Origin of the sequence: Hymenobacter jeollabukensis (assembly GCF_005771675.1) — a bacterium.
Classification (GTDB): Bacteria; Bacteroidota; Bacteroidia; order Cytophagales; family Hymenobacteraceae; genus Solirubrum; species Solirubrum jeollabukense.
Genome location: NZ_VAJM01000003.1, coordinates 435,899 through 453,364, shown reverse-complemented (window position 1 = coordinate 453,364; position 17,466 = coordinate 435,899). Strand labels below are relative to the sequence as shown.

Genomic DNA, 17,466 nt, shown 5'->3' with positions numbered 1-17,466 from the left:
TTTCCCGCTCCCGACTACCATTCCATGGCAAACCGCCCCGCTTCCAAACGTCGCACCAACAGCACCCGCCACCCCGGCGCCCACGATACGGTGAAGGGCCGCGCCGGCCGCATTCTGGCCAAGGGCAACAAAGACGCCACCTACGAAACCTCCGCCGAGCAGGAAACCGCCGTGCTGGTGGCCGTGCCCGACAAGCGCCAGGACGACGCGCTGACCACCGAGTACCTCGATGAGCTGGCCTTTCTAACCGAAACGGCCGGCACCGTGCCCACCAAGCGCTTTATCCAGAAGCTCGAAAAGCCCGACCTGCGCACCTTCGTCGGCTCGGGCAAGCTGGAGGAAATCCGCGCCTACGTGCAGCACCACAACAGCAGCGTGGTCATCTTCGACGACGACCTCTCGCCCTCGCAGCTGCGCAACCTGGAAGCCGAGTTGAAGGTGAAAATCCTCGACCGCACCCTGCTCATCCTCGACATCTTCGCCTCGCGCGCCAAAACGGCTACCTCCCGCACCCAGGTGGAGCTGGCCCAGTACCAGTACCTGCTCCCCCGCCTCACCGGCCTCTGGAGCCACTTGGACAAGCAGCGTGGCGGCGTGGGCATGCGCGGCCCGGGCGAACGGGAAATCGAAACCGACCGCCGCGTGGTGCGCGACCGGATCAGCCTGCTGAAAGACCAACTGCAGGAGTTCGACAAGCAAAGCCAGGTGCAGCGCAAGGCCCGCGCCGGCACCCTGCGCGTGGCCCTCGTCGGCTACACCAACGTGGGCAAGAGCACGCTGATGAACCTGCTCAGCCGCGCCGACGTGTTTGCCGAAAACAAGCTCTTCGCCACCCTCGACTCGACGGTGCGCAAGGTGGTGCTCGACAACGTGCCCTTCCTGCTCTCCGATACCGTCGGGTTTATCCGCAAGCTGCCCACGCGCCTGATCGAGAGCTTTAAGTCGACGCTGGACGAAATCCGCGAAGCCGACCTGCTGCTGCACGTGGTCGACATTTCGCACCCCATGTTCGAGGAGCACATTCAGGTCGTCAACGACACGCTCAAGGACATCGGCGCGGCCGAAAAGCCGACCATCCTGGTGTTCAACAAAATCGACCAGTACCAGACCGACGTGGACCCGGCCGCCCACCTGCACGACGTGGAGCCCGACCACGCCGAGGACCTGCACCACGCCGACGACGTGCAGCAGCGCCCCACCCTGGAGCAGCTGCAGGCTTCCTACATGGCCCGCCTCCACGATCCGGTCATTTTCATCTCGGCCCAGGAGCGTCAGAACATCGACGAACTGCGCACCATGATTTCGCGCCGCCTGCGTGCGCTCTACGCGCAGCAATACCCCGGCCATCCGCCCTTCCCCGACTTATCGGCCTACAGCGTCGAAGAATAGGCCGGCGCCTATCCCTTCATAGTCCTGTTTTTGCGAGAGCCTGGCCGTTGGCCAGGCTCTTCTTTTTGGCCAATCCAGCCGTCATCAACATTTTATTTTCCTTATTGATAGACACATATAATTTGCACTATTTAAAAATTAGCAACCTATTTTTTGCTTTTCTGTACAGTAATTCGTCTATTACCAGACAACTCCGCCAACACAACCACCAAACCCTTCTATGAAGAAAACGTTCTACGCCCTCACTTTCGGTTTGAGCTTTGCCGCCCTGCTGCCCGCTACGGCGCAGGATGCGGCCCGCGCCATTGCCCAGAGCGCCCAGCCCCAGGTGGAAATGCCCGGCGCCCCTGGCCGCCAATGCGCCTCGATGGAGGTATTGGCCCAGCAGATTGCCGCCGACCCGGCCATGAGCCAGCGCCTGGCCGCCATCGAAGCCCAGACGCGCAGCTTCGTGGCCAACCCGACCATGAACCGCACCAACGCCGTGGTGACCATCCCGGTGGTGGTGCACGTGGTGTACAACACGGCCGCGCAGAACGTGCCGCAGTCGCAGATCGACGCGCAGATTGCCACCCTGAACGCGGACTACGCCAAGCTGAACGCCGACGCGGCCAACACGCCTTCGATTTACGCCGGCCTGGCCGCCAACACCAACATCCAGTTCGTGCTGGCCAAGCGCGACCCGAACGGCGCGGCTACTACCGGCGTGGTGCGCAAATCCACCAAGACCCGCTCGTTCAGCTCAAACGACTTCGTGAAGTACTCCAGCAAGGGCGGCAGCGACGCCTGGCCGGCTAATAAATACCTGAACCTGTGGCTCTGCAACCTGGGCCAGGGCCTACTGGGCTACGCGCAATTCCCCGGCGGCGCGGCTGCCACCGATGGCGTGGTGGTGCTGTACTCCTCGGTGCCCGGGGGCGCGGCTACCAACTACAACAAGGGCCGCACCGCTACCCACGAAGTAGGCCACTGGCTGAACCTGCGCCACATCTGGGGTGATGCCAGCTGCGGCAACGACCTCGTGGCCGACACGCCCACCCAGCAGACCAGCAACGGCGGCTGCCCGGCTTTCCCGCACGTGACCTGCAGCAACCAGGGCGACATGTCGATGAACTACATGGACTACACCTACGACCAGTGCATGTACATGTTCACCACCGGCCAGTCCTCGCGCATGAACGCGCTGTTCGGCTCGGGTGGTGCCCGCGCCTCGCTGCTGACTTCGAACGGCGGTACCTCACCGCGCACGGCGCTGACCTCGTACTCGCTGTTCCCGAACCCGGCGACCTCGACCCTGACGCTGACCGATGCCAACGTGGGTACGCGCACCGCCAACGTGAGCGTGCAGGTGTATGACATCCACGGCCAGCTGATGAAAGGTGCCCGCTACAATGCCGCCACCGGTCGGGTAGACGTGCAGGGCCTGAACAAGGGCCTGTACCGCATTGCCATCAACGACGGCCAGCAGACGGTGCAGAAAAGCTTCATGAAGGAGTAGCCGGACAAGCCTCCCCGCTAATGCAAAAAGCGTTCATTCCGCGCGGAATGAACGCTTTTTGCATTAGCGGATAGTTGTACTAAGCCTTGACGGTCGGCCTGACAAAACCGCAATTTGTTGCAGGCTTTATTTACACCTGCAGGGATTAGCAATACTTTTTTTGAATAATTTTTCAACAAACACTTGTTAGCCAAGCAATAATTTCAAAGATTGCCACCGCGACTTTCAAAAAGTCATACCGTTCCCCTTTTCCACAACCAACCCCCTTTTATGAAGAAAACCGTTTACGCTGCCTTGGCGTGCCTGGGCTTGCTGACCTCTGCCGCGCAGGCACAGTCGGTTCGCCAGTGCGCTACCGTTGAAAACCTGCAGGCCCAGCTGGCGGCCGACCCCTCGCTGGCCGCCCGTCGTGCCGCTATCGAAGCCCAGGCCCAGGCCTACGTGTCCGGCAAGAGCAACGACGCCCAGCGCACCAACGCCGTCATCACCATCCCGGTGGTGGTACACGTGCTCTATAACACCTCGGCCCAGAACATTTCTGATGCCCAGATTCAGTCGCAGCTCGACGTACTGAACCAGGACTACAGCAAAACCAACTCCGACTACACCAAGACTCCGTCGGCGTTTGCCGGGCTGGTGGCCAACGTCGGCATTCAGTTCGTGCTGGCCAAGCAGACGCCTACCGGCGCCGCTACCACTGGCATCGAGCGGAAGCAGACTTCTACCACCTCCTGGGGCACCAACGACGCGATGAAAAAGGCCAGCACCGGCGGCCTCGACGCGTGGAACTCCAGCAAGTACCTGAACCTGTGGGTGTGTAATCTCTCGGGCGGCGTGCTGGGCTACGCGCAGTTCCCCGGCGGCGCGGCCGCTACCGACGGCGTGGTTATCCTGACCACGGCCTTCGGCAAAGGCGGCTCGGCCGTAGCACCCTTCAACCTGGGCCGCACCGCTACCCACGAAGTAGGCCACTGGCTGAACCTGAACCACATCTGGGGTGACGACGGCACCGCCTGCACCGGCACCGACAACGTATCGGACACGCCCAACCAGGCCGACGAAAACTACGGCACGCCGACCTACCCCAACCCCTCCTGCTCGAACACCAGCGACATGTTCATGAACTACATGGACTACGTGGACGACGCAGCCATGTACATGTTCTCGACCGGCCAGTCGTCGCGCATGAACGCGCTGTTTGCTACCGGCGGCGCCCGCGTAGGGCTGCTGACCTCGGTGGGCGGCACGGCTCCCGGCGGTGGCGGCGGTACCACCCCGACCTACTGCGCCTCGAAAGGCACGAGCGTGAGCTACGAGTGGATTGACCTGGTGCAGCTGGGCTCCATCAACCGCACCTCGGCCGCCAACGCCGGCTACTACGACGGCACCGCCAGCAGCACCACGCTGGCCGCGGGCTCGGCCCAGACCATCTACTACTCGGCCGGTTTCGCCAGCTCGGCTTACACCGAGTACTGGAAAGTGTACATCGACTACAACCAGAACGGCGTATTTACCGACGCCGGGGAGCTGGTAGCCAGCCGCAGCAGCAACGTGAGCACCACGCTGAGCAGCGCCTTCACGGTGCCCAGCACGGCCAAAAACGGTGCGACCCGCATGCGCGTGGTGATGAGCGACGCCTCGGCCACCACCAGCTGCGGCAGCTACAGCTACGGCGAAACCGAAGACTACACGGTGAACATCACCGGCGGCCTGCGCACCTCGGAATCGGCTAAGGCCACGCTGGCCGACTACAAGCTGTTCCCGAACCCGACCAGCGACGTGCTGAACCTGGTGCTGCCGTCCAACCACAAAGCCGGTGACGTGCAGGTGGAAGTGCTGGACGCCCGCGGCGCCAGCATGAAGCAGGTGCGCTACGACGGCTCGGGCATGCTGGAAGTGCAGCAGCTGCCGGCCGGTGTGTACACCCTGCGCCTGAAGGACGGCGACACGGTGGTACACCAGCGCTTCGTGAAGCAATAAGCTTACTCCAAGCGGCGCCCGACGCCGCCTCACTCACCTCTTTGCAAACCCGCTCCGCCGCCCGGCGGGGCGGGTTTTGCTTTTGGCGCCGCCGGGGCTGATAACTATTTTCGGCGGGCTACAGTAAAGAAGCCCGCTACTGCCACCTCTCCCCTCCCACGATGAAAATCCTGTACCTGATGCGCCACGCCAAGTCGAGCTGGAACTTCGACGGGCTCAGCGACAAAGAACGCCCCCTCAACAACCGCGGCCGCACCGACGCGCCTCAAATGGGCCAGGCCCTGGCCGAGCGCAACATTCAGCTGGATTTGCTGGTGAGCAGCCCGGCCGTGCGGGCCCTGAGCACCGCTGCCCTGGTGGCCAAGGAACTGAACTACCCGCCTGAGCGCATTCAGGTGCTCGACGGCATCTACGAAGCCGACCTCGACCGGCTGGTGGGCATCGTGCAGGAGCTGCCCGATGACGTGAACAGCGTGCTGCTGGTGGGCCATAACCCCACCATCACCGATACGGTGAACTATCTCTCGCCCAGTGCCGTGCACGAAATGACCACGGCCGCCGTGGTGTGCCTGCACTTCCAGACCGAGCACTGGGCCGACGCCCACCGCCACAACGCCGAATTGTACTTCGTGGACACGCCGAAAAACCACGAAGACTGATATTCAATGAGTGAATGGGCGAATGAGTGAATGAGTGATTGTCGTTCGGCTATCCTTTCCATTCACTCATTCGCTCATTCACTTATTCACTCATTGACAAGATGCCGCACGACGCCCTCACCACACCACCGCCCCCGGAGCCGACGCTGCTCAACCGCGAACAAAGCTGGCTGACCTTCAACGCCCGCGTGCTGCAGGAAGCCCAGAACCCCGAGGTTCCGCTGCTGGAACGCCTGAAGTTCCTGGCCATCTTCTCCTCCAACCTCGACGAGTACTTCAAGGTGCGCGTGGCCACGCTGCGCCGCCTGCAGAACCTCAAGCGCAAAACCCTGGCGAAGCTGGGCGAAGAAGACCCGGCCCAGCAGCTGCAGCAGGTGCTGGCCGAAGTGGGCCGACAGCAGGAATTGTTCGGCGACACGTTTCGCAACCAGATCCTGCCCGAGCTGCACCGCCAGCACATTCACCTCGTCACGGAGCACGACCTCACGGCCGAGCAGCGGCAGTGGGTCAAGGAATATTTCCGCGCCCGGGTGCAGGATCTGCTGTCCCCCATCGTGCTCGACGATAACCTGCACCACCTGTTCCTGAAAGACCAGGTCACCTACCTCACCGTGTACCTCTCGGGGCACGTGAAGGGCAAAAAGGCCGAGGACGAGGAGCGCGTGCTGGTGATGGAGCTGCCCACCAAGCGCCACGGCGGCCGCTTCGTGCAGCTGCCCGACGCGGGCCCCGAGCACTACGTGATGTTCCTCGATGATGTGGTGCGCTGCTGCGCCCACGAGCTGTTTCCGAAGTACCAGACGGTGGAAGTGAGCAGCATCAAGATGTCGCGCGACGCGGAGCTGGACATTCAGGAGGAAGTATCGGGCAACCTGCTGGCCAAAATCAAGAGCAGCCTGCAGAAGCGCGAAACCGGCTACCCCGCCCGCCTGCTCTACGACCCCACCATGCCTAAGGCCGCGCTGCGGGCCGTGATGCAAAAGACCGGCATCGGCAAGGACGAGCTGGTGGAGGGCAGCCGCTACCACAACTTCCGCGACTTTTTCGGCTTCCCGGGCTTCGGGCTGAAGGAGCTACAGTACCCGCCGCAGAATGCCCTGCCCCACCCCTCGCTGCCGCGGGCCAAGGAGGAAAGCCTGCTGGCTGCCGTGGCCCGGCACGACCACCTGATCCATTACCCCTACCAGTCGTTCGACTACGTGCCGCGCCTGATCAAGGAAGCGGCCAAGGACCCGGCCGTAACCGACGTGAGCATCACGCTCTACCGCGTAGCCAGCAAGAGCGAGGTGGCCAAAGCCCTGCTGAAGGCCGCCAAAAACGGCAAGCGCGTGACCGTGGTAGTGGAGCTGAAGGCCCGCTTCGACGAGGAATCCAACATTCGCTGGGCCGAGAAGCTGGAGCGGGCCGGCGCGGTGGTCATCTACGGGGTGCCCGAGTTGAAGGTGCACGCCAAGCTGCTGCTCATCACGCGGCCGGAAGAGGGCGCGCCGCGGCACTACGCCTACCTGAGCACCGGCAACTTCAACGAGGACACCTCCCACGTGTACGCCGACCACGGCCTCTTCACCGCCGACGAGCGGCTGACCGGCGAGGTGGCCCGCATCTTCGACTTCTTCCGCTCCCGCGAAACGCCCGCGCCCTTCGGCCACTTGCTGGTGGCACCCTTCGAGCTGCGCCAGCGGCTGAACCTGCTCATCGACGTGGAAATCGAGCACGCCCGAGCGGGGCAAGAGGCCTACATCATTCTGAAGCTGAACGCGCTGCAGGACGAGGCCATTATCCGCAAGCTCTACGAGGCCAGCCAGGCCGGCGTGCGGGTGGAGCTGCTCATCCGCGGTATTTCGTGCCTGGTGCCGGGTGCGGCGGGCCAGAGCGAGAACATTCAGCAGCGCGGCCTGGTGGACCGCTACCTGGAGCACGCCCGGGTGTACGTGTTCGGCAACGGCGGGCAGGAGCGCATCTACGTGGCCTCGGCCGACTGGATGTCGCGCAACCTGGACCGGCGGGTGGAAGTGGCCTTCCCCCTCTACGACCCGGACGTGCGCCGCGAAGTGCGCCACCTGCTCGACCTGCAGCGCCAGGACAACCAAAAGTCGCGCGACTGGCAAAACCAGTACCTGCGCGAAGCCGCCGAGGAAAAGCCCGTGCGCGCCCAGCAGGCCACCTACGACTACCTGCGCAAAAAGCGCCGCAAGTAGGCGGAGCCACAAGCCCCGGCGCGAGTGGCAGTCATTGCGAGGCGTAGCCGAAGCAACCGCAGGAAGGCGTAGCCAATCGGTCCTGTACAACGTGCCGCCGCTAACACAAGCCCCGCCCGAAACCTGCATCTGCAGTTTCGGGCGGGGCTGTTTTCGGGTTCTGCCAGTTTTGGCGGCGGTGCTACTGGAGGAAAGATTGGCTACGCCTTCCTGCGGTTGCCGCGCTTCGCTCGCAATGACTACGGGGTGAACCGTCGGCCTACTTGCTGGCGGTTTTGTTCAGGAACTTGCGCGGGGGCACCAGGAACAGCTCGAAGGCGGCGTAGGGGGCGCCGCCCAAGGTGTTGTCGAGCAGCAGCGGGCGCGGGCTCTTGCGCAGCAGGCCGAGGCCTTTGTTATTGGCCTCGTCGAGGGCGTTGAAGGAGACGTTGTAGCGGTAGCCCGCTTCCAGCCCGAACCAGAGGAAGTCGTAAATCTCCCGCTCCAGGCGCACGCGCGGCTTCAGCTCGGTTTCGCGCAGGATGAGGGTCTGCTGGCCGTTCTGCAGCGGTTCGCGCAGCTTGATGTTGTAGTTGTAGCCGTCGACGGTGTAGCCGGCGAAGAAGAGGGTGCTGCGGGTGGCGTTGTAGCGAAACGACACGCGGGCCGGAAACAGCGCTTCGACGCCCCAGCGTGGATTGAATGTGCGGTTGTAGAGAATAACCGGGTAGATGCTCTGCCGCCCGAACGTGTAGCCCAGCTGCCCGCCGATACCCCAGGCGAAGTTGGGGGAGCGTTTCCAGCCGTAGATAAATTCCCCCGACATCTTCAGGTAGTCGGGCACGTCCAGCTCACTGGAAGTATAGTCGCCGTTCAGCTCGCCCTTGATGCGGGCAATGTACCAGTGCACCTCATCGACGGGCCGGATGACGGCCAGCTGCGCCCCGATGACCTTCAGCCCCTTTTCTTCAAGGTTGCGGTAGAACGTGCTGCCCTCCGGGCTCTTGAAGTTAAACTCTTCCCGGTCGTAGTTCAGGCCGAGAATCATCTTCAGGTGCGGGTGGTTGATCAGCGGAGCGTAAGCCTTGATGTATGCCCGGGCATTCTTGGTGACGGTGGTCGAGGCCTGGCCTTCGGGGTTCCGGTCGCGCAGCTTGGAGTTAATGGAGAAGTTGCCGAGCCGTTCGTAGTGAGCCACTACGCCCTTGCTCGGGCCGCTGCCCAGCACCGAGGGCACGGCAAATTCCTGGCTCTGGCCCACCTGATCGGTGCGGGTGGTGTCGCTGGCCAGCGGGGCGGGCGGTGGGTACACCGGCGTACGCACCGGCTCACCGCCTTTGCGCGGGGGCTGATCCTGGGCCTGTGCGGCCGGGAAGCCCAGCACCAACAGGGAAAAGCTCAAACCGAGGCCGAGGCGCCAGGTGAGCAGCGTAGTAGTAGTATTCATGGGGCGAGTGCGGCAAAATGGTGAGAGAACCGGGAGCGGTGCTGGTCTAAACGCAAACGCGCCAAAAAGGCTACATCGGCCGGGCTGATGAATATCAGGGGAAAAAGAAAGGCCGCTGCCCCTTTCGGAGCAGCGGCCTTTGCCGTTCGTGGGTTCCATCCACCCTAGTATTTCACGAAGCGGCTGATCCGGGACTGGCCGTTGGCAGCCAGCACCTTCACTAGGTACGTTCCGGCCGGCAGTGCCCGCACGTCGAATGCCGTGCTGAGCGCGCCCGCCAGTTTGCCTTGCAGCACCAGCGCACCGGTCGTGCTGTACACCGTCACCTGGCTGGTACCGGCGGCACCGGCGAGGCGGATGTTCAGCGTTTCCGAAGCCGGGTTCGGGAACAGCGTCAGCTCTAGGCCGGCCGTCTTGCCGAAGCTCACCACCTTGGCTTCCGAAGCCGTGGTCGTGCCGTCGGTGTCCACTTGCTGCAGACGGTAGTACACCGTGCCGGCCAGGCGCGAGGCGCCCGCGTCGGTGAAGCTGTACGGCTGCGGCGTCGTGCTATTGCCGTGGCCGGCCACCTCGCCTACCTTCTCGAAGTGCAGGCCGTCGATGGAGCGCTCCACATCGAAGTGGTCGTTGTCCTTCTCTTGCGCCGTTTTCCAGTTCAGCAGGGCGGCGTCGCCCTGGGCCTTGGCCGTAAATTCGACCAGCGTGACGGGCAGCGGGCCGAAGCCGATGTTGAAGGTCACCGTCTGCGTGTTGGTGCCGCCGTTGGCGTCCACCGTCGTCACGTTGATGGTGTAGCTACCACCGCGCAGCAGCAAGCGGTTCGTCACCCGGATTTCGCCCGTAGCGGCGTTCAGCGCCAGGCCCAGCGTGTTAAGCTGGTTGGTGCCGGCGGCGTCGGTCGTCGTCGACGTAACGCCGGTGTTGGCGCCCGAAATCAGCGTGCCGTTGGCCACGGCCGTGTTGTAGAACGTGCCGGTGCTGGCGTAGCGGGCCGCGTTGGCGTCGAACAGGTAGCCAATCAGGTCCCCGTTGGAGTAGTTGCTGGCCGAGCCCCCGCGGTTCGGGGCGCTGGCGTACGCCGAGTTGACGTCTTGGCCCACGGCGATGGTGTAGATAGCCGTGTTCGAGGTAGCCGGAGTCGTCGCGTTATCGGTAGCCGTGTACGAGAAGAAGGCATTGCCGATGAAATTGGCGGCTGGGTCGAAGCGCAGGGTACTGATCTGCGCCGCCGTCACCGTCGCGTTGGCCGCCAGGGCCGTGGTCGAGCTGCCGATGAAGAGCTGCCCCACCGAGCTGCTCGGCACTGCCGTGATGGTGTAGGTCAGCGTGTTGCCGTCGGCATCGGTCGCCACCAGCGGCGAGATGAGCAGTGCTGCGGCCGTGTTGGCCTCGGGCGTCTGCAGGGCATTCACCACGTTGTAAGCCACCGGCGCGCGGTTGATCGACGTGCTGATGCTGGCCGTGTTGTTGCCGGCATTGTCGCCATCGGTCGTGCCGGGCGTGAGGGCGGCCGACACCGTGTAAGCCGCGCTCGGAGCCGTAAACGACACGTAGTTGGTCACCTGACCCACCGCACCAGCCGGCTGATTGCTGATGGCCGGGAAGGTGATGGTGATGAACCCGCCCGCAGCGGCCGACTGCGTGCTGCCGCTCGGCACCACGATGTTGGTGGCCGTATCGGGGATGCGCACCGTCTGCGTCGACGAAGCGGCCGACACACCGTTGTTCAGGGTCGTCACGGCATAGGTTACCGTGGCGCCGGGCTGCGTGGTCGTCGGGCCGCTGATGTCCGTGGCGACGTCGGCCGAAGGTGCAACCGTGACGGTCAGGCTGGTGGCGTTGTTAGCCAGGTTGCTTTCCGGCGTCGTCGGCGAGGAAATGAACGACGTAGCCGTGAACGAGCTCAGGTTGGACGGGGCGTTGAACACCACCTGGTAACCGCTCAACGTTGCGTTGCCGTTGAGGGTGCCAGGGCTGTTCCAGGTCACCAAACCGGTCGTGTTGTTGTAGCTGCCACCCGTGCCGCCGCTTACCGCAACGGTACCCAGGCCAGCCGGCAGTTGCAGCGCCAGCGCTACGTTGGCCGCCGGGTCCGAGCCCGCCGCGTTGGTGAAGTTGGTGGCAATGGTTACCTGCCCGTTGGGGCTGGTCTGCGTCGTCGAAGCGGCAATGGTAGCGCCCAGGTTGGCCGTGCCGGTGCCCGGCGTGGCTCCCGTGGTTGCCACCGAGGCGAAGTTGTTGTCGAAGTTGGCTTCGGCCGAGGCCGCGCTGGCTTGCGCCAAGCCGTTGACGCTGCTCGCGTCGGGCATGATGAACGTGGCCGTGTTGGTCACGCTGGCGCCGTTGACCAGGGCCGATACCGTGCCGAAGGTCACCAAGCCGCTGGTGTTGTTGTAGCTACCGCCCGGCACCACCACCGTGCCAAGACCGGCGGGCAGTTGTAGCGTGGGCACCACCGAAGTAGCCACCGAGGGGCCGTTGTTGGTCGTCGTCGTGGTATACGTCACCGCGCTACCGGCACCAGCCGTGCTCGGACCGCTCACGCGCTCTACCAGGTCGGCCGTCTGCTGCACCGTCGTGGCCACCGTGGCCGCGTTGTTGGTCAGCACCGTTTCCGGCGTTGTGGTGTTCACGTTGGCTACGGCCGAGTAGTTCGTAGCGCCCGAGGGCACGGTGAAGCTGATGGAGTTGGTTTGCGTCGTGCCCTTGCTCATCGCGCCAGCGAAGGTGAAGGTTACCACGCCGGTGGTGCTGTTGTAGCCACCGCCGCCGCTCACCGTCACGCCCGTCAGGCCGGCCGGCAGGCTTACCGTCTGCACCACGCCAACGGCCGCCGCCTCACCGAGGCTGCTGGTTGTCACCGTGTAGGTGGCCGTCTGACCGGGTACTACGGTGGTCGGGCCCGCCAGCGTGGTAGCCACGTTGGCTACCGGAGCCACTTCCACTTTGATCTGGGCCAGGTTATCGGCCGGCACCAGGTCGGTAGCCGTCGTCATCACCGTAGCCGAAGCCAGCACGAAGCCTTGGGCCGGGGCGTTGAACGTCACCGTGGCCGAGGCGCTGCCGGCCGGAGCCAAGTCGCCGAACGAGGTGAAGGTCACTAGGCCGGTGGTGGAGTTGTAGTTACCGCTGTTGCTCACCGTCACGCCCGTCAGGCCGGCCGGCAGTTGCAGGGTTTCCGTTACCGCAGTGGCCGTGGCCGGGCCGGCATTGTTGGCCGTTACCGTCAGCGTCACCGAGGCATTCGGGGCCACGTTGGTGGCCGAGCTGCTGATGTTGGTGTACACGTTCACCTGCGAGGCACTCGGGGCTACGGTAGCCACCGTGGCGTTGCTGGCCAGGTTGTTCAGGTACGCCGTGTTGTTGTTGGTCCCCGCCGAGGGGGAGTTCAGGTCACCGGCGTTGTCGCTGCTGGCGCCGGCCGTCACCGTGGCCGAGGGCACGGTGAAGTTGGCGGCCGGAGCCGCGAAGCTGATGCTGTTGACCACCGTCTGACCCACCGGCAGCGAGCCAATGGCCGGGAAGGTCACCTTGCCGTCGGCCGAGTTGTAGGTACCGCCGTTCGAGGCAAATACGCCCGTCAGGCCGGTCGGCAGCTGCACCACCTGCACCACGTTCGGGGCCGGCGACACCGAGCCCGCGGTGGTGCTCAGGTTGCTGGTCGTCACGGTGTAGGTGATTTCGTTGCCGCGCACCACGCCCGTAGCCGGGCCCGTGATGGTCGTGGCCACGTCGTAGCGCGGGTTGATGGTCACCGTCGTGGCCACCGTGTTGTTGGCCGTGTTGGTTTCCGTCACGGCGCCGCTGATGTTGGCCGTAGCCGTTACCGGGCCGGTGCCGGGCATGGCCGATACGGCCACGTTGTAGGTCTGCGAGGCGCTAGCCGCCAGCGTGCCCACCGGAATGGTCACCAGGCCGGTAGCGTTGTTGTAGCTGGCCGAAGCGAAGTTCTGCCCGCCCGTGATGGTCACGGTGCCGCCGTTGGTCGTCAGACCGGCCGGCAGCTGCAGGGTTTCTACCACCGTGCTGGCCGCCGTGGCGGTGCCGTTGGTAGCCACCACCACGTACGTCAGGGCCGTCCCGCCGTTGATGGCCGTGTTGTTGGCCGGGGACGTAATCGTGGTCGAGAGGTCGATGCTGGGGTTACGCACGTTCACCGTGATGAAAGCGGTGTTCGACGTAATGCCCGAAGTGTTGTTCACCGTGTACGGCACCGTGGCGATGCCGGTGAAACCCGCCGTCGGCGTGAACTGGACCTGACCGTTGCTCAGGAACTGGAAGGTGCCGCCCGTTACGCTTACCGCCGTGGTGCTGCCGGCCGCCAGGCCGTTCAGGGCCACCGTGGCCGGGTCGATGTTGTTCTGGTCGTTGGTCGTCACGGTCAGCGTGACGGCCGTGCCGGGAGTCGTGGTACCCGCGTCGTTGATGGCTACCGGGGCGTTGAGCACCGGCGAATCACCCGAGAATTCCGACGTGCCGTAGTTGCCAGCGGTGTTCGTGGTCAGCGTAGCCAGGGCCGTCAGCTGGGCGCCGGCGGCCGTCAGGGCCGTGCGCTGGGCCGCCGTTAGCGACGACAGCGCGATGGTCACCGTGAAGCGGTTGGTGTTGTCGGTGCCCTGGTCGCGGCCGTTGATCAGGCCCGAGTAGGTGCCCGTGCCCGGGTTGGTGTCCGCCGCCGAGCCTTCCACGAAGGTGTTGAAGAAGGTCTGGCCTTCGCCGAAGCCGGTGCCATCCGGGTCCGCCACGTACAGTTCCACCGTCACGCCCGGGCGGGCAAAGCCCTGCACGATCAGGTTGCCGTTGCGGATGGTCGACGAGGTGATAACCGGGAAGTTGATCAGACCGTTGGCCTGGCCGGTGTTGGCGTCCGCGTCGCCCGAGTCGTTCAGCGTCACGCCGTCGCCGTCGAAAGTGGCGCCCGTGGTCAGGTCGATACCCAGGTTGCCGTTGGCCGAGAAGCTGTTCTGCGAGAAGATGTTATTGCTCCCGTCGCGGGCCGAAATACCGTCGCCCACGTTGGCCGTGAAGGTGTTGCCCGTGATGGTGTTGTTCGAGCTGCCGTCGCGCAGGCCGATGCCGGCCGTCTGGCCGTTGCTGCTGTTCTGGCCGTTGCCGCTGAACACGTTGCCCGTAATGGTGTTGCCATTGCTCACACCGCTGATGAAGTCGATGCCGTAGCCCGCGTTGTTCAGGAACTGGTTGTTGGTGATGGTGTTGTTCGACGAAGCCGTCATTTCAATACCATCCGAGTTGTTCGACAACGCATTGCGCGAGATGTTGCCGCTCACCGTTGCGCCGCCCACGTTGTTGAGGCGGAAGTTGGCCCCGTTGCTGTAGAAGGTGTTGTTCTGGATGATGGCTGCGGTAGCGCCAGCATCCACACGCAGGGCGGCCGAGCCCGAGCCAGCGCCGTTGTTGGCGTTGGTGAAGCCCATGCCAATCACGCGCGTGTTGGCGGCCGTGGTAGCAAAGCCGTCGGTGCCGCCGAAGTTCACAATCACCTCCGGGCCGGTCGATTCGCTGCCGGCCGTCGTTACGGCGGCGTTGGAGTCGCCCACGTTGGTGGTCTGCGTCGAGCCGTTCAGCGAGGTGCTGGCGCCGGTGATGTTGGGCAGTGCCGAGGCCAGGGTGATGGTAGCCGCGCCGTTGGTCAGCTGGTTCACCAAGCCACTGCGCAGGCCGTTGTGGGCCACGCCGTCCGGAATCATGAAGATGCTCGTCTCCAGCCCGGCCGTCAGGCCCGTCTGCGATAGGTTGGTGTTAGCCAGAGCATTGCTGTTGAGCAGGAACTGGCGCAGCGAGCCTTGGCCCGCGTCGTTGGTGTTGGTGATGACGTCGAAGTTGAAGCCGAAGTCCACGCCGGTCACGCCCGAAGTGCTGGCCGTAATGGTCACCAGCGACTGCGGCGTCGCCGTACCGGCCGTCAGCGAAGCCAGCGTCTGCGAGCCGTTGTTGGCGGCAGCATCCTGCTTTTCGGGAGCTTCACCGCCTACGCGGTTCACGTTGCCGAATACAAACGTCTGCACCGGCAGCAATGCACTGGTATAGCCCGTGCGCAGCGAAGTCACGGTAGAGTTAACCACGCGCACCCGGTAATCACCGGCCGCCGGGGCATTGAAGCTGTACACCCCGGTGCTGTTGGTCGTGGTGGTACCCACCAGAGTGCCGGAGCTGTTGTAGAGCTCTACCGTGGCACCCGCGCGTTGGATGGCGTTGCTGGCAAAGCCGGAGTTCGTTGCCGAGGTGTTGGCCGTCGAGTAGTTGCGGCCAACGCCGCCGCCAAAGTTCACGTCTTCGAAGACGGTACCGCTGATGATGAACGGATTCACCCCAATGCTGGCGACCGAAGTGTTGTTGCCCGTGGCGCCGTTTTCATCCGCATCGGAGCTGATGGTCGAGGTAGCCAGAACCGGCCCCGTAGGCGGCGCCGTAAAGGTGATGGTGGAGTTGCGCGTAGTGCCGCTGGCAAAAGTCGCCAGCACCGGATACGTCACCAGGCCCGTGCCCGCGTCGTAAGCGTTAGCCACCACGGTGCCATTGTCGGTCAGCACCACGTTCGTCAGCCCGGCGGGCAGCTGCACGGTACGCACCACGTTGTTGGCCACGTCCAGGCCGCTGACGCTGCCGAAGCTCACGTTGAACTGCCCCTGCTGCCCGGCGTTTACCGGCGACGTCAGTTGCGCCGCGCTCGTAAACAGATCTGCCTGGGAGCACCACGAGAACGAGTGAATGCCGACGAACTGCCCGCCCGGGTCGGCCGGGGTCGTCTGCAGGTTGCGGTAGCGCAGCGTTATGCGCTGAATCAGTATCGGGAAGGTGACGACCACGTTGCCGTTGACGCCGAAGTTGTTGAAGTCGTTCTGGCCACGAATGCGGTTGCCACTCAGTAGCGTGTTGCTGCCGTTCGAACTCAGCGAAACGTCCGCACTCGTCAGGGTGTAAGCCGCGCCGCCCGAAGCGCCCGCGTACCCGTCTACCTGCAGTTCATCGGTCCAGCCCGTGTTGGTTTGGCCGCCCACCAGCTGGTCGATGTCCGATACGGTCAACGAGAAATTCTTCAGCGGACGGCTGAAGTTGAACGTAACGATTTGCGTTGCGGTCGTGTTGGCGCCGTAGTCAGCTTCCCAGATCAAAGCCGTACCGGGGGCGTTGCTCCCGGCCTGCACGCTCAGGCCCGAAGTCGAGCCGTTGACAGTGGTGGTGGTGTAGTCACCGGTCGTGATGGTCACGCCGTCCACGGTCACGGTTTTGCCGTTGACCGCCCAGTTTTCGGCCGGGCTGGTGGGGCGAGTAGCGAAGTTGAGGGCGTTGGCCTGGCCACAAGCGGATTTGCTGACGGGAATGGCATAGCCCGCCGGGGCTGATTCGGCGCCGTTATTGACGGCCGAATACGTAAAGCGTGCCGACCCGAAGTAGTTGGCAGCCGGGTCAAATGCCAGATTGGCCGCCTGCAGCGGCGTCAGCGGCTGGTTGGCGCTGACCGCGGCAGGGGTAATCACCGCTCCGGCAGCGTTGCGCGTCACATACAGCGTGCCGCTTGCTGCGTCCGGCAGCGTCTTGATGATGAAGCTCTGGGCAGTAGGCGTAGACGACAAAGCCTCCGACAGGGCCGTAATCCCGTACGAAGCCGGGATAATCAGGGCCGTCAGATCATTGGGCGAAGGCGTCACGTTGATGACGTAGTCGGCGTTGCCGGAAGTAGCAGCCCCGGCCCCTTGCCGCCGTACGCTATAAGTCAGCGAGATGACGCCGTTGTACGTGGCTATTGGCGTGAAGGCCAAACGGGGGTAGTCGGCCAGCAAATACTCCGTGCCCGCCACGATATTGACGAACGTAGAAGCGTCGGCGCTGTAGCCCCGCAGGCGCCCCTGCGTTGTGGCGTTGGGTATTGAGTTGAAGGTAAACCGGTTAGGAGCACCTGTACCGCCAGTGGTGGAATAGTTCAACGGCGAAATTTCCGTCAGGCCGGCGTCGCTGGCAATGGTTACGGCCACGTCATTGGCAATCAGTGCCGTTGGCCGGGCGCCAGTGCCTTTGGGAGTAACCGCTTCTGCCACCGGTACAGTAGACACCCTGGGTAGGGTGTTGCTGACTCGGCTGGTGCGCGGGTCAAGGTCTCCGCTGCGGGCAGAGACCGGTTGAGGTCGGGTTTGGGCTGTCACCGCTGTTGCGGTGCTCCCTAACCAGATCAGCAATCCGACTGTAAATCGTAAGGCTGTTCGCATTGGGTAAGTATTTGAGTGGATGGAAAATCAACGCTGTACCGCAGGCGCGGCTTCGGAGCCAGCAAAACTACCGGGCACCCTGCCACAGGCA

General features: G+C 63.9%; 7 protein-coding genes. 5 read left to right on the top strand and 2 right to left on the bottom strand.

Features of this window, described 5'->3' with window-relative positions; translation table 11 throughout:
* The first annotated feature begins 24 nt into the window (after nt 1-24).
* The 5 genes from hflX to ppk1 all read left to right on the top strand — a co-directional run bounded on the left by hflX (nt 25) and on the right by ppk1 (nt 7,724).
* Nucleotides 25-1,389, top strand: a complete 1,365-nt coding sequence (hflX, locus tag FDY95_RS09290; RefSeq protein WP_138077027.1) for a GTPase HflX — start codon at nt 25-27, stop codon at nt 1,387-1,389.
* Between the two features lie 220 nt (nt 1,390-1,609).
* Nucleotides 1,610-2,887, top strand: a complete 1,278-nt coding sequence (locus FDY95_RS09285) for a M43 family zinc metalloprotease (RefSeq protein ID WP_138077025.1) — start codon at nt 1,610-1,612, stop codon at nt 2,885-2,887.
* 270 nt (nt 2,888-3,157) lie between these two features.
* Nucleotides 3,158-4,867: a GEVED domain-containing protein gene (locus tag FDY95_RS09280; RefSeq protein WP_138077023.1), complete on the top strand. Its 1,710-nt coding sequence runs from the start codon at nt 3,158-3,160 to the stop codon at nt 4,865-4,867.
* Between the two features lie 161 nt (nt 4,868-5,028).
* The gene (gene sixA / locus FDY95_RS09275; protein ID WP_138077021.1) at nt 5,029-5,526 is read left to right on the top strand and encodes a phosphohistidine phosphatase SixA; all 498 of its coding nucleotides are present in this window, start codon (nt 5,029-5,031) and stop codon (nt 5,524-5,526) included.
* Between the two features lie 101 nt (nt 5,527-5,627).
* Nucleotides 5,628-7,724: a polyphosphate kinase 1 gene (ppk1, locus tag FDY95_RS09270; protein ID WP_138077019.1), complete on the top strand. Its 2,097-nt coding sequence runs from the start codon at nt 5,628-5,630 to the stop codon at nt 7,722-7,724.
* A 259-nt stretch (nt 7,725-7,983) separates the two neighbouring features.
* Here the strand turns inward: ppk1 and FDY95_RS09265 are convergent, their stop codons facing one another.
* Nucleotides 7,984-9,150, bottom strand: a complete 1,167-nt coding sequence (locus FDY95_RS09265; protein ID WP_138077016.1) for a DUF6268 family outer membrane beta-barrel protein — start codon at nt 9,148-9,150, stop codon at nt 7,984-7,986.
* Between the two features lie 164 nt (nt 9,151-9,314).
* Nucleotides 9,315-17,144, bottom strand: a complete 7,830-nt coding sequence (locus FDY95_RS09260; protein WP_171025605.1) for a right-handed parallel beta-helix repeat-containing protein — start codon at nt 17,142-17,144, stop codon at nt 9,315-9,317.
* Nucleotides 17,145-17,466 lie beyond the last annotated feature (322 nt).